Source organism: uncultured Streptococcus sp., from assembly GCF_905372115.1.
Taxonomy (GTDB): Bacteria; Bacillota; Bacilli; order Lactobacillales; family Streptococcaceae; genus Streptococcus.
On record NZ_CAJPNR010000001.1, the window covers coordinates 55,285 to 77,807 of the forward strand.

The 22,523-nt window shown below is 44.7% G+C and carries 16 protein-coding genes; 13 read left to right on the forward strand and 3 right to left on the reverse strand.

Annotated elements, in window-relative coordinates; genetic code table 11:
- Positions 1-169 precede the first annotated feature (169 nt).
- Positions 170-3,868: a pullulanase gene (locus QZ169_RS00260; protein ID WP_295504020.1), complete on the forward strand. Its 3,699-nt coding sequence runs from the start codon at positions 170-172 to the stop codon at positions 3,866-3,868.
- A gap of 269 nt (positions 3,869-4,137) precedes the next feature.
- Here QZ169_RS00260 and QZ169_RS00265 read toward each other — a convergent pair whose 3' ends face one another.
- A complete protein-coding gene (locus tag QZ169_RS00265; RefSeq protein ID WP_002901166.1) occupies positions 4,138-5,148 on the reverse strand; it encodes a helix-turn-helix transcriptional regulator in 1,011 nt (336 codons plus the stop codon).
- A 154-nt stretch (positions 5,149-5,302) separates the two neighbouring features.
- Between QZ169_RS00265 and QZ169_RS00270 the strand changes: the two genes are divergently transcribed.
- Genes QZ169_RS00270 through QZ169_RS00290 form a run of 5 tightly spaced genes read left to right on the forward strand, consistent with a single transcriptional unit; the run spans position 5,303 to position 11,476 of the window.
- On the forward strand, positions 5,303-7,045 hold the full coding sequence (locus QZ169_RS00270; RefSeq protein WP_295504023.1) for an ABC transporter ATP-binding protein: 1,743 nt from the start codon (positions 5,303-5,305) through the stop codon (positions 7,043-7,045).
- A complete protein-coding gene (locus QZ169_RS00275; protein ID WP_295504025.1) occupies positions 7,030-8,775 on the forward strand; it encodes an ABC transporter ATP-binding protein in 1,746 nt (581 codons plus the stop codon). The genes QZ169_RS00270 and QZ169_RS00275 overlap by 16 nt, the downstream gene beginning before the upstream one ends.
- A gap of 21 nt (positions 8,776-8,796) precedes the next feature.
- A complete protein-coding gene (locus QZ169_RS00280; RefSeq protein ID WP_072073443.1) occupies positions 8,797-9,384 on the forward strand; it encodes an MptD family putative ECF transporter S component in 588 nt (195 codons plus the stop codon).
- 9 nt (positions 9,385-9,393) lie between these two features.
- Positions 9,394-10,092, forward strand: coding sequence for an energy-coupling factor transporter transmembrane component T (locus QZ169_RS00285; protein WP_295504028.1), 699 nt, complete (start codon positions 9,394-9,396; stop codon positions 10,090-10,092).
- Entirely contained in the window at positions 10,085-11,476 is a 1,392-nt protein-coding gene (locus tag QZ169_RS00290) for an ATP-binding cassette domain-containing protein (protein WP_295504031.1), read from the forward strand. The genes QZ169_RS00285 and QZ169_RS00290 overlap by 8 nt, the downstream gene beginning before the upstream one ends.
- Positions 11,477-11,652: 176 nt before the next feature.
- Here QZ169_RS00290 and QZ169_RS00295 read toward each other — a convergent pair whose 3' ends face one another.
- Positions 11,653-12,618 carry a LacI family DNA-binding transcriptional regulator gene (locus QZ169_RS00295; protein ID WP_295504033.1) on the reverse strand — a complete coding sequence of 322 codons (966 nt, stop codon included), beginning with the start codon at positions 12,616-12,618 and terminating at the stop codon, positions 11,653-11,655.
- Positions 12,599-14,053 carry a sucrose-6-phosphate hydrolase gene (locus tag QZ169_RS00300; protein WP_295504035.1) on the reverse strand — a complete coding sequence of 485 codons (1,455 nt, stop codon included), beginning with the start codon at positions 14,051-14,053 and terminating at the stop codon, positions 12,599-12,601. The genes QZ169_RS00295 and QZ169_RS00300 overlap by 20 nt, the downstream gene beginning before the upstream one ends.
- A gap of 196 nt (positions 14,054-14,249) precedes the next feature.
- On the opposite strand from QZ169_RS00300, the gene QZ169_RS00305 reads away from it, so the two are divergent.
- From QZ169_RS00305 to QZ169_RS00335, 7 genes are all read left to right on the forward strand, one after another.
- Positions 14,250-16,187, forward strand: a complete 1,938-nt coding sequence (locus QZ169_RS00305; protein ID WP_295504037.1) for a sucrose-specific PTS transporter subunit IIBC — start codon at positions 14,250-14,252, stop codon at positions 16,185-16,187.
- A 159-nt stretch (positions 16,188-16,346) separates the two neighbouring features.
- The gene (scrK, locus tag QZ169_RS00310; protein ID WP_002907200.1) at positions 16,347-17,246 is read left to right on the forward strand and encodes a fructokinase ScrK; all 900 of its coding nucleotides are present in this window, start codon (positions 16,347-16,349) and stop codon (positions 17,244-17,246) included.
- Between the two features lie 46 nt (positions 17,247-17,292).
- A complete protein-coding gene (locus QZ169_RS00315; protein WP_295504040.1) occupies positions 17,293-17,703 on the forward strand; it encodes a peptide deformylase in 411 nt (136 codons plus the stop codon).
- A gap of 78 nt (positions 17,704-17,781) precedes the next feature.
- Positions 17,782-18,117, forward strand: coding sequence for a hypothetical protein (locus tag QZ169_RS00320; protein WP_002903845.1), 336 nt, complete (start codon positions 17,782-17,784; stop codon positions 18,115-18,117).
- A gap of 174 nt (positions 18,118-18,291) precedes the next feature.
- A complete protein-coding gene (locus tag QZ169_RS00325) occupies positions 18,292-18,750 on the forward strand; it encodes a MarR family winged helix-turn-helix transcriptional regulator (RefSeq protein ID WP_002913878.1) in 459 nt (152 codons plus the stop codon).
- Positions 18,743-20,509, forward strand: coding sequence for an ABC transporter ATP-binding protein (locus tag QZ169_RS00330; RefSeq protein WP_268686905.1), 1,767 nt, complete (start codon positions 18,743-18,745; stop codon positions 20,507-20,509). Before QZ169_RS00325 ends, QZ169_RS00330 begins: the two co-directional genes overlap by 8 nt.
- Positions 20,499-22,256 carry an ABC transporter ATP-binding protein gene (locus tag QZ169_RS00335; RefSeq protein ID WP_295504042.1) on the forward strand — a complete coding sequence of 586 codons (1,758 nt, stop codon included), beginning with the start codon at positions 20,499-20,501 and terminating at the stop codon, positions 22,254-22,256. The genes QZ169_RS00330 and QZ169_RS00335 overlap by 11 nt, the downstream gene beginning before the upstream one ends.
- The last annotated feature ends 267 nt before the right edge of the window (positions 22,257-22,523 follow it).

The following is a 22,523-nucleotide window of genomic DNA, read 5'->3' on the forward strand; positions in this document are numbered from 1 at the left end:
CGCAAATAGCTTATCGAATCATCAAAATCCACACAGAAAGCATGAAGTATCTGAGTGAAAAAAACTCTTCTTGAAAGCCTTTACAAGTTCAAAAAGAATCGGTATAATAAATACAGAAAACGTTTGCATAGATGTTCTCTATAAGAAAAAATAAAGGAGTTTTCTGTTTATGAAAAATAACTATCACCTACAGTCTCGGATGGGCGAAAAGCGTCAATACTTTGGTATTCGTCGCTTAAAAGTTGGTGTGGCTTCTGTTGTGATTGCTTCAGGTTTTTTATTGGGGCAGTCCCACTTAGTGAAGGCGGATGAGGCGAGCACATCGGGCGGCCCAGCGACAGCAGCAGTCTCTGATACAAATGCGGCAGCCCAACCTAAGTCAGCAGATGAAGAAAAAACTGGAGAGGCAGATAGTTCAGGAGCGGGGGCTTCAGAGCAGGCTGCTCCAACTGGTGTGCTAGCAGATCAAGCTCCAGCTAGTGCGGGTTCAGAAGCAGCTGATCAAGAAGCTGCAAATCCAAGTGAAAAAGACAAGCAAGAACCAGTTAGTCAGCCGCAGGCTTCGGAGAAAGACACTATCGAAGAAGGCAATATTCGCTTTCATTTCAAAACCTTGCCTTCACAAAATCTAGACAGCTTGGGCCTGTGGACTTGGGATGATGTCGAGACGCCTTCTAGCCAAAAGGGTGGTTGGCCGACTGGAGCGACTAGCTTTGCGACTGCCAAAGAAGATGACTACGGTTATTACCTTGATGTTAAAATGGCTGAGAAAAGAAGCAAAATCAGCCTTTTGATCAATAATACAGCAGGGCAAAATATTACCGGTGACAAGACAGTTGAACTGCTCAGTCCTCAGATGAATGAGGTTTGGTTTGACACGGACTATCAACCTCATACCTATGAGCCTTTGAAAAAAGGGATGGTACGGATCAACTACTATCGTACAGATGGCCAGTATGATAAGAAGTCGCTCTGGCTTTGGGGAGATGTCCAAAATCCAAGCAAGAATTGGCCTGACGGGGTGGACTTCGAGAAGACTGGGAAATACGGTCGCTATGTAGATGTCCCTTTGAAAGATGCTGCTAAGATGATTGGCTTTTTGCTTTTAGACGAGAGCAAATCAGGAGATGATGTGAAGATTCAAAATCAGGATTATAATTTCGCTAATTTGGAGAAAAATAGCCAGATTTTCTTGCGTGATGCGGATCCGACAGTTTATACCAACCCTTACTTTGTCAACGATATTCGTATGACGGGAGCCCAGCATATAGGCTTGACCGAGATTGAAGCCAGCTTTTCTACCTTAGAAAATGCCAAAAAAGAGGAAATTTTAAAGAACTTAAAGATTACGGACAAAGATGGCAATGAAGTCGCTGTTAAAGATGTGGTTCTGGATCCTAAGACTAAAAGCGCCAAATTCATAGGTGATTTTAACCAAGCTCAGTCACCTTATCTTATCAAATATGGCAATGATCAATTCAAAACCAGCATGAACTGGCAGTTGAAGGATAGTATTTATAAGTATGATGGTGAATTGGGAGCTCGTGTTTCTCAAGCGGGCAAACAAGTGGACCTAACTTTCTGGTCACCAAGTGCGGACCAAGTCGATTTGGCGGTCTATGACAAAGAAGATCAGAACAAGGTCGTTGGACGCCTGGCTATGCAGAAGGGTGAGTCTGGCACATGGACGAGCAGGTTGACGCCTGAGAGCGGTCTGGGGATTTCAGACTATCGAGGGTATTTCTATCATTATGAAATTACTCGCGGTGGTAAAAAAGTTCTTGTACTGGATCCCTATGCCAAGTCTTTAGCCGCTTGGAACAGTGAAGATGCGGACAAGGGGGATGCCTACAAGATTGCCAAGGCAGCTTTTGTAGATCCAAGTGAATATGGACCGAAAGACCTGACCTATGCTACTATTCCGAACTTCAAGAAGCGGGAGGATGCCTTGATTTATGAGGCACATGTTCGTGATTTTACTTCAGATCCAGCTATTTCAAAAGATTTGAAATCTCAATTTGGAACTTTCTCAGCTTTCATTGAGAAATTAGATTATTTGAAAGATTTGGGAGTGACCCACGTTCAGCTCTTGCCAGTTCTAAGTTATTACTTTGTAAATGAGTTGAAAAATGCTGAGCGCATGGACAAGTACGCTTCCAGCAACAGCAACTATAACTGGGGCTATGATCCGCAAAACTACTTCTCGCTGACAGGTATGTACTCCAGCACGCCAACAGATCCAGCCAAGCGCATTGAGGAATTTAAAAACCTTGTCAACGAAATTCATAAGCGTGGAATGGGCGTTATCCTGGATGTGGTCTATAATCATACGGCTAAGACCTCTATCTTTGAAGACTTGGAGCCCAATTACTACCACTTTATGGATGCGGATGGTACACCGAGATCCAGCTTTGGCGGTGGCCGCTTGGGTACTACTCACTATATGAGCAGACGGGTCTTGGTGGATTCGATCAAGTACCTGACAGAGCAGTATAAGGTAGATGGCTTCCGCTTTGATATGATGGGGGACCACGATGCTGAGTCCATCCAAAAAGCCTTTGAAGAAGCCAAAAAACTTAATCCAAATCTCATTATGCTGGGCGAGGGCTGGAAGACCTATACAGGTGATGAAAATAAAGCTGTCCAGCCGGCTGACCAATCTTGGATGAAGTCAACAGACACGGTAGCGGTCTTCTCAGATGATATTCGCAATACCTTGAAATCGGGTTATCCAAATGAGGGAACACCAGCCTTTATCACTGGTGGCAAGCGCAGTGTGGAAAATGTCTTCAAAAACATCAAGGCGCAGCCAACCAATTTTGAGGCGGATAGCCCGGGGGATGTGATCCAATACATCGCAGCCCATGATAATCTGACGCTCTTTGATATCATTGCCCAGTCGATCAAGAAAGATCCGGCAGTGGCTGCCAACTATCAGGAGATTCATCGTCGCCTGCGTCTGGGAAATCTGATGATTTTGACTTCGCAAGGGACACCATTTATCCACTCTGGTCAAGAATACGGCCGAACCAAGCAATTCCGTGATCCTGCCTATAAATATCCTGTCTCCGAAGACAAGGTTCCAAACAAAGCGCATTTGTTGACCAATGAGGACGGCACGCCGTTTGACTATCCGTACTTCATTCATGATTCTTATGATTCGAGCGACGCGGTCAACCACTTTGACTGGACCAAGGCGACTGATTCGGAGAAGTTCCCTGAAAATGCCAAGAGTCGTGCCTATATGAAAGGCTTGATTGCCTTGCGGAGATCAACAGATGCTTTTACCCGCAGCTCCAAAGATGAAGTGGAGCAAAATGTGACCCTCATCACCCAGCCTGGCAAGGATGGTATTGAGAAAGAAGACCTTGTTCTCGGCTACCAAGTGGTTGCGTCAAATGGCGATATTTATGCTGTCTTTGTCAATGCGGACACCAAGGAACGACAATTCAACTTTGGTGAAGCCTACAAGCATCTAGCAGGTGCAGAGGTTGTGGCAGATGGCAATATGGCAGGAGTGATAGCTATTTCTGATCCAGCAGGTATCACTAGAAACAGCAATGGTTTAGCCCTAGCTCCGCTCACAGCGACTATTTTGCGACTTCGAAAAGTTAACCCAGCTCAGGAAGAAAAATCCCAAGATCCAACAGCTCAAGAAGAGCAGCTGTCTGCCTCTTCTGTAGCCAAGGCTCAGCCTAAGCCTTTATCCTTGGATGCGCAAGAACCTCAGGATTCAGCAGTAAAAGAAGCGGCTAGCCAAACAGAAAAAACCTTGCCAAAAACGGGAACAAGCACTTCCCTACTGGCACTTTTAGGTGGCTTCCTTGCTTTCCTGGCCGGTCTGTTAACCTTTAGAAAGAAACAGTAAGGAGTTCTGCTTTTTATCTGATACACCTCAAATCACATCAGATTCGATGTCTCTCCGGAGCTTTTGGAGGCTGTAGATAAAAGGGATAGATAAAAAATTTAGATAGCAAAAACGCATAGAATCAACACTTTTATGATTTTATGCGTTTTTTAATGCAGAGTGTCATCATAAATGGATTCAAATTTTTATTTTCTGCTCAACTTTGTCAACGGTTAAGTCCTTTAGTTTCAAGTCAACAAAGGAAAAAATTGAATTAAACGACCATTCCCTTACTCAGTCTTGTGTATACAGAGTGTGTGCTGACATTGGGCACAGCTTTTCTCGTTGGTTGGTTGGTGCCGGTTTCGGATCTCGTATGGATAGATGCCCATATATTTTTTGAAGAGGGAGGAAAAGCGGCTGTGTGACTGGTAGCCAACGGTGAGAGCGACATCCTTGATACTGAGATGGGGCGTTTTCAAAAGCTGCTCGGCCATACTTATACGCCGGCGCTGCGTGTACTCAGTGATGGTCATATTGTATTTTAGCTTAAAAGCATTTTTCAGCTTTGTCTTGCTCATCATGGCAATTTTGGCCAACAGGTCTTGCGGGATATTGGATGCATAATGGTCATCAATATATCTGCTGACATTGCCGAGAGCCAGATCGTCTTCAGCATTCAAAGGGCTTGCTGTCTGATGGTTGTAGTACTCATTGATAATGACACTGAGCCATTCCTTGGCCTTAATCTCATAGAAAAGTTCACTTCCGATAGAGTTGACATGGTAATGCAAGAGCTCGTCTGCGATTTTTTCCAGCTTTCCAGCATTGAACTTGTGAGATTCTGTGAAAATATCACTGATTTCCCTTAGGTCTAGCTGGTACTGGGTCATCAGGTAGTCTTCAATCATCTGACGTTTAAAGTCAATTTCCACCGTTTGAAAAGGAGTTTGGCCATTTAGCAAGAAGCGGACAGACTGCTTTTGATTGAGAATGATAAAGCTAGATTTGCTGCGCAGAGCTTTGTAGGGAGACAAGCACTCTCCATGGGCAGCTTTCATATAGGAGGAAAAGGCTAAGAAATCTGGGAATTCCTTCAAATCCATGGTAAAAAAAGTGTCTCTTTTGATAAAGGAATCATGAATGTTGATGCGGAAATAGTCTGTTTCGTAATTCCAGTAAAATCCTTCCATCTCTTCCTTATCAACAAAGTAGGTCTTGCCGTGGGAGGAGAAACGCTGGCAGTTTTCTAGTAGAGTGTAGTTGCTATACGATAAAATGCTCTCAAAATCTTTGCTCATCAAATGTCCTTCCTTGCTACGATTAGCCAAATACTACAATTCGTCATAAAATTTAATATTGATTGTTGTTCATTTTTAAGAATGGTAAAATATTAGTAGTAATTTCAGTATATATGATTGACTTTGTTTTGACAAGTAGGAGAAGGTGATTTCGATGTTTTCAGTGTATAAGAAACTATTTTTTTACATTCCAGAGCGGAAAGGTCTGGCTTATCTTGCTATCATTTGTTCGACCTTGTCTTCTGTGCTGATGGTGGGCTCGCTTTATGTGCTTTATCAGTTTTTGGAGAAGGTTATTCGTTTTCAAGAGACCGAAGCTAGCCTTCCGACAGCCGTTACGGTAGTGTCTATGATGTTGGTCGCTTCGTTCCTATATACAGGATCAGGCCTTCTTGCTCACGTGGTGGCTTTTCGTTTAGAGACCAATCTGCGCAAGCGGGGCATTGATGGCCTCATGGCTTCTAACTTTTCCTTTTTTGACCAATCCAGCTCGGGAAAAACTCGTAAGATTATTGATGATAATGCAGCGGAGACGCATACGATTGTTGCTCATCTCATACCTGATAATGTTGGAGTGGTGGTGACGCCTTTGATGATTATCGGTCTGAGCTTTGCGGTACATCCGCTACTGGGTTTGCTGCTACTTGTTTTGATTGCTATTGGAGCTTGGCTGGTCAAGGGCATGATTGGGGAGAAGGAGCTCATGCAGCTTTATTCGGAGAAGCTGGAAAATCTGAACAGCGCCACTGTCGAATACGTTCGTGGTATGCAGGTGATTAAGATTTTCAAGACTTCAGTTGACTCTTTTAAAGCTTTGTCCCAAGCTATCCGAGAGTATTCAGACACGGCGTTAGATTATTCTTTTACCTGCCGTCAGGCATACGTCAGCTTTCAGGTGCTCTTTGCTTCTTATATTTTATTTCTGATTACGGGTTTTGTCTTTTTTCTGCCTGCTAGTCAGCACCTCAGTCTGCTACCTGCTTTTCTATTTCTCTTTTCAGTCATTGGTCTGCTGTTTACTTGCTTTATGCGGGTCATGTATCTGGGCATGTACCAGTACAAGGCCATCCAGGTGATTGATAAGATCGAGCATCTTTATACTGAGATGACCGATAGCAAGGTTTATCAGGGACAGGAGAGCCAATTGCTGGATTCCAGTGTGGAGTTCAAAGAGGTATCCTTTGGCTATGAGGAAGACCAGTTAATTTTGGAGAAACTATCTTTTCATTTGGAGTCAAATAAGGTCTATGCTTTGGTGGGAGCCAGCGGTAGCGGTAAGTCAACGATTGCTAAGCTCATTGCCGGTTTTTATAAGCCTTCTAACGGCCAGATTCTGCTGGGGCACAAGCCTCTAGAGTCCTACAGTCAGGAAGCGGCCATGCAGCAGATCGCCTTTGTATTTCAGCAGTCTAAGCTTTTTAAGAAGTCTATTTTTGATAATGTCAAGCTAGGTAATCCTGCAGCCAGCAATCAGGAAGTCATGCGGGCTCTGGAATTGGCCTGCTGCCAAGATATTCTGGATAAATTTTCTGAGCGGGAGCAGACCGTGATCGGCTCCAAAGGCGTCCATTTGTCGGGTGGCGAAATGCAGCGACTGGCTATTGCTCGAGCCATTCTCAAGGATGCTCAGCTGATTATTTTGGATGAGGCATCGGCCTCTACAGATGTCAATAATGAATACCAGATTCAGCAGGCCTTTGCGCATCTAATAGAGCATAAGACGGTCATCATCATTGCTCATCGTCTGAGCTCTATCAAGGGAGTGGACGAAATTTTAGTCATTGAGAAGGGCAAGATTATCGAGCGGGGTAAGGATGAGGAACTCTCTGTCAAGGGCAGTCTCTATCAGCATCTGAAAGAACTCTACGCCAGCGCTGACGAATGGAGGGTCTCTTGATGGAAAAATTGCAAAATTTATTTTCCCTAACACAGACCGGTGCCAAGCACCTTTTCAGGGCTTGTCTGGTTTCCTTTTTTGGCTTTTGTGCTCAAATGCTGCCAATGTTCTTCTTTATGTTTTATTTGCAGGGAGTTTTGACTGGGCGGCTGGCCTCGCCATGGATCTTCTTGCAGGGAGGTTTAGTGATTGTCTTGGTCCTTTATAGTATTATCTATCTGGATTACAATGCCACCTATACCACGACCTACAAGGAAAGCGCCAATATTCGGACAGATATTGCGGAAAGTCTGCAAAGTCTGCCCTTATCCTACTTTTCCAGTCATGACCTGTCCGATCTGTCTCAGACTATCATGAGTGATGTAGAGCGACTGGAACACGCCCTGAGTCATGCGATTTCCAAAACAATTGGTTTTGTCTTCTTCTTTGTCCTAGCTAGCTTGATGATGCTTCTAGGCAATCCGATAATGGGACTTTGCATCATTCTTCCACTGCTCTTGATTGCGGCTATGATTTGGTTATCTAAGGAGCTGCCCAAGCGGGCTTCGGGCCGTTACTGGCAGCAGCTGCGGGACAATTCAGAGAGTTTTCAGGAGGCGATTGAGCTACAGGAGGAGATTAAGGCTTACAATCTTGGTCCATCACTGAGCCAAAAACTTTACAGGCAGATGGAAGAGAGTGAGCGTATCCACCTAAAGACAGAGATCCTGCAAGGTCTGCCAATCTTAGCAGCTGGAGTAGGGTTGCGCCTGACCTTGGGGTTGGTCGTCTTGGTTGGTTCTTATCTTTTAGCGCAAGGCTGGATTCCATTACTTTATTTTCTGGGCTACCTTCTGGCTACTATTAAGATTATTGATGGTATGGAAGGCCTCTATATGAATGTGGCAGAGATTCTCTATATTGACTCCGCTGTTAAGCGGATCAAGGAGCTGCATACAGCATCCAAGCAGGCAGGAAGAGAGCAGGAACTTAAGAACTTTGATATCGAGCTAGTAGATGTTGGCTTTGCCTACAAGCCGGATCAGCCTGTTCTACAAAAGGTCAGCTTCACTGCCAAGCAAAATGAAATCACGGCCTTGGTTGGGCCGTCTGGCTGCGGAAAAACCAGTTTGCTACGGCTCATCTCCCGACTCTATGATTACCAAGAAGGGCATATTTATATCGATGGTCAGGAGCTGCAGGATATCAGCACCCAATCGCTCTTTGATTCGATCTCAATTGTCTTTCAGGATGTTATTCTTTTCGACGCTTCTGTCTTGGAGAATATCCGCCTTGGTCGGCCAACGGCTACGGATGAGGAGGTCAAAGAAGCTGCTCGCATGGCTAACTGTCAGGGATTTATTGAGCAGTTGCCGCAAGGTTATGACAGTCTGATTGGCGAAAATGGAGCCAAGCTATCAGGCGGTGAGCGCCAGCGGATTTCGATTGCGCGTGCTTTGCTCAAGCAAGCGCCTATTGTGATTTTGGATGAAATCACCTCATCACTCGATATTGAAAATGAAAAATTAATTCAAGAAAGTCTCAGTCTTCTGTTGAAAGACAAGACGGTCATCATCATCTCCCATCGCCTCAAGTCTGTCGAGAATGCGGATAAGATTGTCGTTTTAAAAGACGGTCAGGTGGATGGTATTGGCCGTCATGATGAGCTGCTGCAGGTCTCCAGTGTATACCAAGAGCTGGTAGAAACGGCGCAGTTGATTGAGAACTTTAAGTACAAGCACGCTTTTTAATGAAACATGGAGGTTTTCCTAATGAAACAAGCATCTTTTTCTGTAAAGGATCTGGTCAATGCCGGTCTCTTTTCCTTGCTCATTGTTATCGTGAGCTTTGTATCTGGTATGATTGGTTTTTTACCCATTACTATGCCGATTGTTCCCTTTTTCGGCGCCCTGATGTCTGGTCCTCTTTTCATGCTTTACAGTACCAAGATTCGTCGTTTTGGCATGGTACTGGTTATGGGGTTGGTGTCGGCTCTAGTCTTTGTAGCAACGGGGCACACGATTTTGATTGTGCTGGGAACGGTCCTAGCTGCTCTCTTAGGTGAGTACATCCTGAAGCGCGGTAACTATCGCAGTATCAAGCATGCCCGTTGGGCCTATGTTGCCTATAGTCTTTCTTCCTGTGCTAATCTCCTACCCATCTATTTGACGCGTGATGCCTACATGCAAAAGGTTATCGATCAAGGCTATGGCAAGGAATTTGCAGAGCAGATGTTTAGTGTCTTGCCAGATTGGTCATTCTTTCCGGTTTTGCTCTTAGGTGCTTTGGGTGCTTATCTGGGCTGCACGATTGGCATCAAGATGCTGAAAAAGCATTTTAGTCAATCTGGGATGGCATAGGGTGCGCCGATGAATCTGGATTTTAGAAGCAAAATAGCCATGACAGTGGTGATTTCCTATATCTTGCTGCTGGGAAATCTGCATCATCATTACTTTCCAGTAGTTGTCTTTCTATCTGCTTTGCCTTATCTCTTGCTCTTGCTGGAGAGAAAGTATGTGGAAGCTCTCAAAGGTTTGGTCTTGCTAGGGATTGCTATCCTGATGCAGCTCTTTCTGTTGCACCGGCTGTCTTCTTCAGTTTTAGAAGCTATTTTTCTCTTTATGAGCATGGTGGTCTTGCGGATGGCGCCGGGAGTGATGATGGGGCGCTATAGTCTTTTGACTACTTCTATGAGTGATTTGGTGGCGTCCTTGCAAAGGATGAAGCTGTCTGATAGTCTGATTATTCCGATTTCGGTCATGTTTCGTTTCTTCTACACTGTCAAGGAAGACTATCATCAGGTCAAGGATGCCATGTATCTACATGGATTGACCGGCAAAACCTTTTTCAGCCAGCCAGTCCGAATGATAGAATACTGCTATGTTCCCCTCCTTATGTGTCTGACACGGACGGCAGATGATGTGGCCGTTTCAGCCATGACGCGAGGTTTGATTGTCGGCGGTCAGCGTTCTAGCCTGTCCCAGACTAAGATGCACATACAGGATTATCTATGTCTGAGTCTGATGTTGGCAGTTTTAGCCTTAGATATTTGGAGTCGCTATGCTTGAGTTTAAAGAGTTTACTATTTCTTATGACGGACCAATTTTGGAGGAGGTCAATCTGCGGTTTGAGCCAGGGCAGATAACGGTAATCAGCGGAGCTTCTGGCAGTGGTAAGAGCAGCTTGCTCAAGGCAATCAATGGCATTATTCCGCATTTTCAGCCAGCAGAGCTAATGGGCAGTCTGATTTACAAGGGACAGGAGTTGCAGGAGTTGGATTTGGCTCAGCGCAGCCGTTTCATTTCGACCGTTTTTCAGAATCCCAAGACCCAGTTTTATGCGACCAACTCGACCGATGAGATGGCCTTTGCCTTGGAAAATCGTAATCTGCCGCGCGAGGAAATCTTGGAGCGGATTGATTATTATACGGAACTGTTGGGGATGAAACAGTTACTGGATCGAGATATTTTCACGCTGTCAGGCGGAGAAAAACAGCTCTTAGCCATTACCAGCGTAGCCTGTATGGACAATGCTATCTATATGTTTGATGAGCCGTCCTCCTCTCTGGATCGCGATGCTATTGAGAGACTGAAGGAAGTCTTGCTTAAGCTTAAGTCTCTGGGCAAGACTATTATTATCGCTGAGCATCGGCTATATTACCTGCGGGAGATAATGGATCAGTTTGTTTTGCTAGAGGGGAATCGGGCAACAAGCCACCTGCCAGAGGAGCTGGATACTGCTTTTATTGGCCAGCATCGGCTGCGCAGTTTGAGCAGGATTGAAAAAGCAGACTTGCAAGTATTGGACTATCAGGTCAAACAGATGACAGATAAGAATTTTGACTCGAATCAGGCACTAGTGGCTCAAGACTATCTTTACAGTTATGGCCGAAAGCAGATTTTTGATATGAATCTTTCTCTAAATCAGGGGATTCACTTTATCATCGGGCAAAACGGGGTGGGCAAGAGTACCTTTCTACGCTCGCTTTGTGGTTTAATCAAGTCTTTCAAGGGGCAGACCTTCTTTCATGGGCTGGTTGTCAAGCCTAGCTATGATTGGATCGGTATGGTCATGCAAGATGTCAACTACCAGCTCTTCACTGAGTCGGTCTGGTCGGAAATTTCTATAGTCAGCGATGATGCTACTGCTAAGCAAGCGGCCTTGGCTCAGGTCGGGTTATTAGATAAGAAAGACCGCCATCCTCAGAGTTTGTCGGGTGGTGAAAAGCAACGGCTTCTCTTAGCGATGGCCAAGGTTTCAGATAAGCCTATTGTCATCTTAGATGAGCCAACCAGTGGCCTCTGCCGCCCTCAGATGGATCAGATGATCAAGGACCTGCATCAAATGGCCCAAGCAGGCAAACTAGTCATTTTGGTGACACACGACTATGAGCTGATTCATAATTGTGGCGGCCATATTGTCGAATTTGTCAGGACGGTGGGACAGAACTAAACATTGAATATTTGTAGCTTCGTAATCCTTGTTTCTAGGCTCAGATCTACAAGGTTTTCCATAGCTTTTAAATAGTCCCAGCCTCACGAAGATGATTGAAGTATTAGCTGTGATAATCAAGGATAGATGTTTGATATAATAAAAAAAGCCGGTCAGGCTTTTTTATTATGTCTGCGTTAAACACTCTTACCAGGCAAGAGACTGACTGGCAGGAAATAGCCAGTCGTTTGAACTTCTTGGCCGGCAATTTTTTTGAGGAGCAGGTCTACAGAGAGGCAGGCAATATCTTTCAGCGGTTGCTTGATCGTTGCCAGCTGCGGGTAGTAGTTCTCTATAAAGTAGGTGCCGTCGTAGCCGATGATTTTCAAATCTTTGGGAATCTGGATGTCTAGCTCCTGAGCGACTTTCATAATTAAGATGGCTGTCAAATCATCTGAAGCAAAAATAGCATCGGGCTTAGTTTGACTCAGGATTTGCTTGATTTCCATTTCCTTTCGGACGGGTGAAAAATCACTCGAAACATTGATAATCGGTGCGTCCGGCAGGACGGAAGCAAAGCCAGCATGGCGCAGGCCGGTCGGTGAGTTGGAATTGTCATTGCCAGTAATCATGATGATATTTTGAGCTCCAGCCTTGACCAAGGTCTGAGCCGCCAGCACTCCGCCGCCATAGTTGTCTGAGGAGACAACTGGGATATCCGGCGAAAGATTGCGGTCAAAGGCAATGATTGGTGCGGTCACACGATTGTAGTCCTCGATACCTAGATTGTGGCTGCCAGAAATGATGCCGTCCACCTGATTGGCTTCCAGCATCTCAAGGTATTCACGCTCCTTATCTGAGTCATGCTCACTATTACAGATGATGGTTTTATAGCCTTGTTTAAAGAGCTCATGCTCCAGCTTACCAATCAATTCTGCGTAAAAGACATTGCTGATATTAGGGAAAATGAGTCCAATTAGCTTGGCTGATTTACCTTGGAGACTGCGTGCCAGATTGTTAGGCTTGTAGGCCAGCTCTCGCATGGCTGCCTCAACCTTAGAAATCGTTTTTTCGGATAAGTAGCCTTTTCTGTTGATGACGCGGGAAACAGTTGTGGGGCTGACTCCTGCAAGTTTTGCTACATCAGTTAGCTTTGCGACCATAATCTAATTCATAGTAAGTACCGGTTGGATTGCCCTTAGTAATAGCAATACCTGTTTGGTCTTCTCTAGGGAAGACACGGCCGGAAAATACTTTCTCTCCTTTATTGATGAAAATTTCAAAAATTGATTTATCTATAAATATACTAGCATTTGTAGCTTCTTTGTCAATATTGCAGCTTCGGCTGGTTCCAAAGTCCAGAGCGAATGGCTCACCCGCTTGACTGCGGTCAACGGTCACTTGACCTTCCTTAAGATCAAAATTGATGCGTAACCCCTTGTCATCTTTGTCCGCAAAGAGGAGGATTTCATGCTCGGTGTTTGCAGCGAGATTCAGTTCTAGTTCGTAGCTGTTCTTGCTTTCTGCCAAAGCAGCGAAAGGCTGTTCCTCTGCTCGCAAATCCTTGATAGCAGGCACTGGGTACTGGTAGAGTTTGCCGTCTTTCAGGGTCAATTCCTTGACGAGGGAGAAGGCTCCTTGATGGTCGAAGCGGTCAGATGGGTATTCCACATCAGGCAAGCCTAGCCAGCTGACAGCCAGTGCGCGACCGTCAGGTGCGTTAAAGGCTTGGGTCGCGTAGCACTCAAAGCCGTAGTCCAGATTTTGGATAGGGCTAGGATCAATCATAGCAGCTTTATTTGTGTCAAACGATTGACCTATTTTATACATATTTGGATAAATATTGTCATAATCCAGTACGTCCTTAGACAAACCTTGAGGGCAATAGAGCAGGACTGGTTGGTCGTTGATAAAGACTAGATTAGGACACTCCATCATGTAGGCTGTCTTGTCATTGGCGAAGTCTAAATCGCTGACGACTTCCCAGTTGGTATAGTCGTTATCAAGAGCCTTGTAAAGCTTGACATAGCCTTGTTTGTCTAGATTTTGCCCACCGACAATAGCATAGAACTGCCCTTTGTAGTTGAAAATCTGCGGATCACGGAAGTGGTCGGTCGCTTCAGCAGGTTGCTCAATCAAGACCTTGTCAATTTTTTCCAGCTTACCCGATTTATCTAACAAGGCACCGATTTGATAAGGGTGACGCACCCAGTTCTCATCACGAACATTGCCAGTGTAGAAGAGAAAGAGCTTGTCGTCAAACTGCATGGCAGAGCCAGAGTAGGCACCGTGGCTGTCCAGAGAAGTATCTGGCAGCACCCGAAGACCAGTTTCCGTGAAGTGAACGAGGTCATCGCTTTCCAACTGTACCCAGCACTTGAGTCCATGAGCAGCTCCGAAAGGAAAGTTTTGATAGAAAACGACCCACTTGCCGTCAAAATAAGAAAAGCCATTGGGGTCATTGAGGAGACCTGTCTGAGGCTCCACATGGTAGTTAGCCCGCCAAGGAGATTTAGCGATGTTTTCTTTAATCTGCTGTAGCTCTTCCTGAGTCCAGTCTTCATAGCGTTTGTAGCGTTTTTCAGTCGTCCAAGCCAATCTTTTGTCCTCCGAATCATATTATTTCTTATTACTATAGTAAACGTTTTCTGTCGAAAAATCAACATTTAACAGTAAAAAAATATTTTTTCTGCAAAACGCTTGACATATTTTTGAATCATGGTAAAATAATATTCGTAAAGGTGATAAAATCGCTTTCAAAAAGTTAAAAATATTTATAAGGAGATTTTTGCAAATGGATTATTCAAAAGTTGCAAAACAGGTCATTGAGGCTGTTGGAAAAGATAATCTTGTGGCAGCAGCACATTGTGCAACTAGATTGCGCCTCGTGTTGAAAGATGACAGTATTATTAATCAAAAAGCATTGGACGATAATGCTGATGTTAAAGGGACTTTTAAAACAGATGGTCAATATCAGGTTATCATTGGTCCTGGTGATGTAAACTTTGTTTACGCTGAGATTATAAAAGAAACTGGTCTTAAAGAAGTTTCAACTGATGATTTGAAGCAGATTGCTGCTAGTGGAAAGAAGTTTAATCCTATTATGGCTTTGATTAAACTCTTGTCCGATATTTTTGTACCTATTATTCCAGCCTTAGTTGCAGGCGGTCTTTTGATGGCTCTTCGTAATTTCCTGACCTCAGAAGGATTGTTTGGGCCACAATCGATTGAGCAAATGGTTCCAGCTATTAAGGGGCTGTCAGAAATGATTCAGCTCATGTCTGCTGCACCATTCATGTTCCTGCCGATTCTTGTTGGTATCTCAGCTGCAAAACGTTTTGGAGCTAACCAGTTCCTGGGTGCTGCAATCGGTATGATTATGACGACACCAGACCTTGGAGGGGCTGAGAAATTTTGGGATATTTTTGGTTATCATGTGACACAAACAAGTTATGTTTACCAAGTAATTCCGGTTCTCGCTGCAGTATGGATTTTGGCTCACCTTGAAAAATTCTTCCACAAGAAGTTGCCATCAGCTGTTGATTTCACCTTCACGCCATTGCTATCAGTTATGATTACTGGATTTTTGACATTTACTGTAGTTGGTCCAGTAATGCTATTGGTATCTAACGGTATTACAGATGCAATCGTTTGGCTTTATAACATAACAAGCTTTATTGGTATGAGTATCTTCGGAGGAACCTATTCATTAATTGTAATGACTGGTCTTCACCAATCTTTCCCAGCCATCGAAACACAATTGCTTTCGGCTTGGCAAAATGGCAGTGGTCATGGTGACTTTATCTTTGTTGTTGCTTCTATGGCCAATGTTGCGCAAGGTGCAGCTACATTCGCAATCTTGTTCTTAACTAAGAATGCTAAAACAAAAGGTCTTGCATCTTCTGCAGGTGTCTCAGCTCTCTTGGGTATTACAGAGCCGGCTCTCTTTGGTGTAAACTTGAAATATAAATTCCCATTCTTCTGTGCCCTTATCGGATCAGCAGTAGGAGCTTTCTTTGCAGGTCTTCTCCAAGTTATTGCTGTGTCTCTTGGTTCGGCAGGTTTCCTTGGTTTCCTTTCAATTGATGCTAAATCAATTCCGTTCTATTTCTTATGTGAAGTTATTGCTTTTGCAATTGCCTTTGCTTTGACTTATTTCTACGGTAAGACAAAAGCGGCAGATGTCTTTGCAGCAGAAGCTGTTGCCGCAACGGCTGATGAAGCAGCAGGAGCAGAAGTAGCTAATGACACAGTTGCTGAAGAAAAGGCTGCTCTCCAAGACGAGAGAATCCTTGCTCCAATCGTTGGTCAGGCAGTAGCTTTGAGCGATGTTGATGATCCTGTTTTCTCTAGCGGAGCGATGGGGCAAGGACTTGCCATCAAGCCTAGTGAGGGTGTGGTTTACGCCCCAGCTGATGCAGAAGTTACGATCGCTTTTGCGACAGGCCATGCCTATGGTTTGAAGACAGCTAATGGTGCTGAAATTCTGATTCACGTCGGAATTGATACAGTGTCTATGAATGGCGAAGGTTTTGACCAAAAGGTTGCTCAAGGCGACAAGGTCAAAGCTGGTGATGTTCTGGGAACATTTGAAGCTGAGAAAATTGCAGCCGCTGGTCTGGATGATACGACTATGGTCATCGTTACCAACACAGCTGATTACGCTTCTGTGACTCCAGTAGCAGAAGGAGCACTTGCTAAAGGTGACGCAGTTATTGAAGTGAAAGCTTAATGGAATTTAGAAAACGAACAAATCAGCTTTTGTTCGTTTTTTATGTCATAAGTACAGTCTTGTTGAAAAAGCTTTAAAAAGACTGTTTTTGGCAAGAAGTCTGCAAGAGATATGCTATAATGAATAGAGTAAAAATCAAATGTTAAAAGAGGATTTATAATGACAAAATTGTATGGAAGTTTGGAAGCGGGCGGCACTAAGTTTGTCTGTGCTGTAGGCGATGAACGGTTTGAAGTTGTTGAAAAGACACAGTTTCCAACGACCACGCCTATTGAAACGCTGGATAAGACGATTGAGTTCTTTTCTCGTTTTGACAATCTAGCTGGTTTAGCTGTTGGTTCTTTCGGGCCAATTGATATTGACCCTAATTCAAAGACTTACGGCTTTATCACGACGACGCCTAAGCCGCATTGGGCTAATGTGGATATTGTCGGCGCTCTGCGCCGAGCTCTCAATGTGCCTATTTACTTCACAACGGATGTCAATAGTTCAGCTTACGGTGAAGTAGTAGCCCGCAACAATGCTGGAGGCCGCATTGAAAATCTGGTCTATTATACGATTGGGACAGGAATAGGTGCTGGCGCTATCCAGCGAGGCGAATTTGTCGGCGGAACAGGTCATCCGGAAATGGGGCATTATTATGTAGCTAAGCACCCTATGGATGTGGAAAAAGAGTTCAATGGTGTTTGTCCTTTCCACAATGGCTGTTTGGAAGGATTGGCGGCTGGACCAAGCTTAGAAGCGCGGACCGGAGTTCGTGGGGAAAATATTAAACTTAATAGTTCCGTCTGGGATATTCAAGCTTACTATATCGCTCAGGCGGCTATTCAGGCGACAGTGACTTTCCGTCCAGATGTCATCGTCTTTGGTGGCGGGGTTATGGCTCAGCAGCACATGCTGGATCGGGTTCGTGAGAAATTCACAGTTCTTCTGAATGGTTATTTGCCAGTTCCCGATGTTCGTGACTATATCGTGACACCGGCTGTGGCTGGAAATGGCTCCGCAACACTGGGGAACTTTGTACTGGCTAAAGAAGTTAGCGAGCGCCACGCAAAATAAGCTTATAGGGTCTGATTTATCAGGCCATTCTCTATGAGGAAAAGTAATGGAAAAAGCAATTGTCAAAGATATTTTCTTCCTGCAGCAACCATCAGAGCAAGCAAGTAGAGAAGACCTTTATCTGGCTCAAGACTTGCAGGATACTCTGCAGGCCAATCGAGAAAACTGTATAGGGCTCGCAGCCAATATGATTGGCGAGCGTAAGCGAGTCATTATCTTTCTATATGGTTTGGTGCCGGTAGTCATGTTTAATCCGGTGCTGCGCTCTAAGTCAGGCCCTTATCAGACAGAAGAGAGCTGCCTGTCCTTGGTTGGAAGCCGTCCTACCCAACGTTATCAGGAAATCACAATTGATTATCTGGATAAACATTGGCAGCAGCAGACCATGACCTTGAAAGGCCTGCCTGCCCAAATCTGCCAGCATGAATTGGATCATTTGGAAGGGATTATCATTTAGAAAAATTTGACAAAATTGCAAAAAATGTCTAAAATTAGAGATAATTAGCAGAATAATATTGAAGGAGGCAAGATGTAAATGAAAACAAAAACTTTAGCACTGATAAGCGGTCTGGTTGGTTTGATTGGAGGGACTATTTTGCTGCTCTCGAATATCTTTTTTGTTCCTTTTTCAGCCCTACTAGGTGATTCTGGCCTGAATTTACTGGGAGCGGTGATTAAATTGGCAGCTCTGGGCTTGGGAATTACTTCCTTGGCTTATTACAAAGGTCAAATGCGTTTCAGTGTCGCAGCGGGCGTCCTCCTTATCGTCGGAAGCAGCAACATCGCGCCCATTCCATTTATAGGCTGGATTGCAGGCATTCTCCTTATCATTGGAGGGGCTCTATTCCTCGCTTCTTCTTCAAAATTTTAATGCGGGACCAATCAATTTTTAGGCTGTTTGTCAGTTTGAAAGGAAGGGTGAAGAAATTTTCTTCGCTTTTTTTCTTGTTGAAAAAATAGTTCTCATGGAAACTTTTTTCTTGACTTTCTTTTTTCTTGTGTTAAAATAGTTCTCACGAAAACTATTTTTACAAAGGATACAGGTATGGATAAGCCTTTACTGGAATTGAAGCGTTTTGGACGAAAGATTCATCTCATAGCGGAAAAGCTTGCCAAGGAGCAAGGGATTGAGTCCATGGCTGGGCCTCAGGGGCAGGTCTTGCATATTGTCGCCTGTCGTATGGAAGAGGGGAAGGATACCCTTATCAAGGATATTGAGCAGGAGTTGGATATTTCCAAATCGGTGGCCTCTAACTTAATGAAAAGGATGGAGAAGAATGGCTTTATCAAGCTGGAAATGGGCAAGACAGACAAGCGGGCTAAATATATCCGTCTCACTCCGCAGTCGCAGGAAAGAATGAAAAAAATCCGTGACTTTTTTGATGAAATGAACCTTTCTATTTTGAATGGTGTTTCTGAGCAGGAACTGCTGATTTTTTCTCAAGTCATGGCCAAGTTTTATCAGAATATCGAAAGTTTAGAAAATGGAGGGAAAGATGTTTAAGTTATTTAAACGGCTGACGGTAAGGGAAGTGAGCATGATTGTTCTCAGTGTGCTCTTCACCTTCCTAACGGTATATCTGGAATTAGAAGTTCCAACCTATATTTCGACGATTACAGAGTTGCTGCAAACACCAGGGACTGGTTTGGCAGATTTGTGGGAGCCAGGTCTGAAAATGATCGGCCTGTCTTTTGCTAGCTTGCTGTCAGCTATTGTGGTTGGCTTTTTTGCCGCTCGTATAGCAGCCAGCTTTACCCAGAGCTTGCGGAGCGATATTTTCAACCGTGTGCTAGACTATTCGCAGACGGAGATTAAGAAATTTTCAATCCCTAGTCTGCTGACTCGGACGACAAATGATATTACCCAGGTACAGACCTTAATTACCATGGGGCTTCAGGTGGTGACCAGGGGACCGATTATGGCGATTTGGGCCATGACCAAGATTATTGGCAAGTCCGAGAACTGGCTGATAGCAGTTCTTATTGCTGTTATAGTCAATATCCTGCTGACAGTAGTTTTGGTGACATTGGCCTTTCCCAAACAGTCAGTTGCGCAACGCTTGGTCGATAAGCTAAACAGTGTCACTAGAGAGAGTCTGACTGGGATTCGCGTGGTCCGGGCTTACAATGCTGAGGATTATCAGGATGAGAAATTTGCGGCGGCCAATGATGAAGTAACCCGACTTAATCTTTTCATCGGTCGTCTGATGGCTATGATGAATCCAGTTATGATGGGGATTTCCAGCGGATTGACACTGGCTATTTACTGGATTGGTGCTTATTTGATCCAGGAGGCTGGGCTGCAGGAGCGTCTCCCACTCTTCAGTGATATGGTCGTCTTTATGTCCTATGCTATGCAGATTGTGATTGGATTCTTGCTCATGGGGGCCCTCTTCATCGTCCTGCCTCGGACCATTGTATCGGCTGGCCGGATTAATGAAGTACTGGACCTGCATTCTTCTATCACCAGTCCAGAACAGCCTAAGGCAGCAGCGGATAGCAAGGGAGAGGTGGTCTTTCGAGATGTGTCCTTCCGCTATTCCAAGAATTCAGAAGCGGTCATTGAGCATGTTAGCTTTACAGCGCAGGCTGGTGATACCGTGGCCTTTATCGGTTCAACCGGTTCAGGGAAATCCACGCTAGTCAATCTCATTCCTCGTTTCTATGATGTGACTGAAGGAGAGATTCTGGTAGATGGTGTCAACGTTCAGGATTATCAGCTGGAAGACCTGCATAATAAGGTCGGCTACATCCCTCAAAAGGCTGTGCTTTTCTCTGGCGATGTTGAGAGCAATCTGGACTTCGGTCAAAGCAAAGAAAGCCCGCTAGATGAGCAGAAAATGTGGGAGGCTCTTGACCTAGCACAGGCTAAACCCTTTGTCCAAGAGAAGGAAAAGGGGCTGAAAGCAGAAGTGGCTCAAAGCGGGACCAACTTCTCTGGTGGTCAGCGTCAGCGTTTGGCTATTGCCAGAGCATTGGCTCGTAAGCCAGAAATCCTCATCTTTGACGACTCCTTCTCAGCTCTAGACTATAAGACAGACCGCATTTTGCGCAAGGAACTGGCTGAGCGGACGCAGGATATGACCAAGCTAATTGTGGCACAGCGGATTTCTACTATCATGGATGCGGATCAAATCTTGGTCTTGGATGCTGGTAAGGTGGTCGGTCAAGGTACCCACCGAGAGCTTTTGGCCAACAACGAAGTCTATCAAGAAATTGCCTACTCACAACTATCCAAGGAGGAATTAGAAAATGGAAAATAAGAAGCCTTCATTATTTAGCCAGATACGGCCTTATCTCAAAGGCTTCCAGCTTCCTCTTGCTTTGGCATTTGTGGGAGCTGTCTTGTCAAACATTATCACGGTCTATGGGCCAAATAAATTAAAAGAAATTACCAATCTCATCTCTGAAGGTTTGGCTACCAATATTGATTTAAAAGCTGTGTCTGAGATTGCACTTCTGCTGACCGTGCTCTATGCAGTTGGAGCCCTGCTCAACTACGGGCAGTCCTTTATCATCAGTACGGTTATCCAGTATTTCTCCAAGCGGCTGCGGACGGCCATTGCAGAGAAGATTAACAAGCTGCCGCTGGGCTATTTCGATAGTCATTCTCAGGGGGATACTCTGTCGCGCGTGACCAATGACGTAGATACGGTCGGCCAATCCCTCAACCAGAGTCTGGGAAATGTTATCTCTGCCAGCCTGCTCTTGGTGGCTGTGGTTTTGACCATGTTCTTCATGAACTGGATCTTGGCCTTGGTAACCATCTTAGCTACTGTAGTCGGCTTTGTCTTTGTCGGCCTCATCATGGGCAAGTCTCAGGGCTATTTCACCGCCCAGCAAAACGATCTGGCTGCAGTAAACGGTTATGTGGAGGAGATGTACTCTGGTCATAATGTTGTTACCAGCTATAATGCCATTGAGAAGTCTAAGGAGCGCTTTGCAGTTCTCAATCACAATCTCTATAACAGTATTTGGAAATCGCAATTTATCTCTAGCATGATGATGCCGCTCATGTTCTTTACGGGGAATTTTGCTTATGTGCTGGTTATTTTGGTCGGTGCTGCTCTGGCAATTAATGGCTCTATTAGTATCGGAATTATTGTCGCCTTTATGGTTTATGTGCGGACCTTCTCTCAGCCTTTGTCACAGATTGCCCAAGGTATCGCCGTCTTGCAGCAGGCTGGTGCAGCACTGGTTCGTGTCTTTGAATTTCTGGCTGAGCCTGATATGGAAGACGACCAATATAAAGAGCAGCAGCTTACTGCTGTCAAGGGAGATGTTGCCTTTGAAGAAGTCTTCTTTGGCTACAAGCCGGACCAGACCATTATTCATGATTTCTCAGCCCAGGCCAAAGCAGGACAGAAGATTGCCATTGTCGGCCCAACAGGTGCGGGTAAGACGACTATCGTTAATCTCCTTATGAAGTTCTATGAAATTGACAAGGGACGGATCAGCATTGATGGTATAGATATTAAGGATATGAAACGCTCCGAGGTTCACGATGCCTTTTCAATGGTCTTGCAGGATACCTGGCTCTTTGAGGGGACTATCCGAGAGAACTTGATTTATAATCAGGAGCATGTGACGGATGAAGCAGTTGTTGCTGCAGCGAAGGCGGTCGGTGTTCATCACTTTATCATGACTCTGCCGCTGGGCTATGATACAGTGCTAGATGACAGGGTCAACTTGTCGGTCGGTCAGAAGCAACTGCTGACCATCGCTCGTGCTCTACTGAAAGATGCACCGCTCTTGATTTTGGATGAGGCAACTTCATCAGTCGATACGCGGACGGAGGAGCTGATTCAAAAGGCTATGGACAAACTCATGGAAGGACGGACTTCCTTTGTCATTGCCCACCGCCTGTCCACTATCCGTAATGCGGATCTCATCTTGGTCATGCGCGATGGAAATATCATTGAGCAGGGCAACCACGATGAACTCATGGATCAGAATGGCTTCTATGCAGACCTCTATAATAGTCAATTTGTAGAGGAAGATGCAGGTTGATGATCAAATAAAACATCAGGAATGTTGCTTTTCCTGATGTTTTTTTAAATTTAACAGAATTTTAAAAAATGCTCAGTTTTCAGTAAGGACGCTCTAGAATCTTGACTTTTTTCAGAGGTGCTCTAGGAAAAACTTGACAGCTTTTCTTGTTTATATTAAAATAAATTTAATATACGAACTGAAAGCGAACACAACGGCGTGTTTGGACGACATATATGTGAGCAACGGTGCTACAAAAAATAAAACTTCTTTATTTTTTGTAGTACT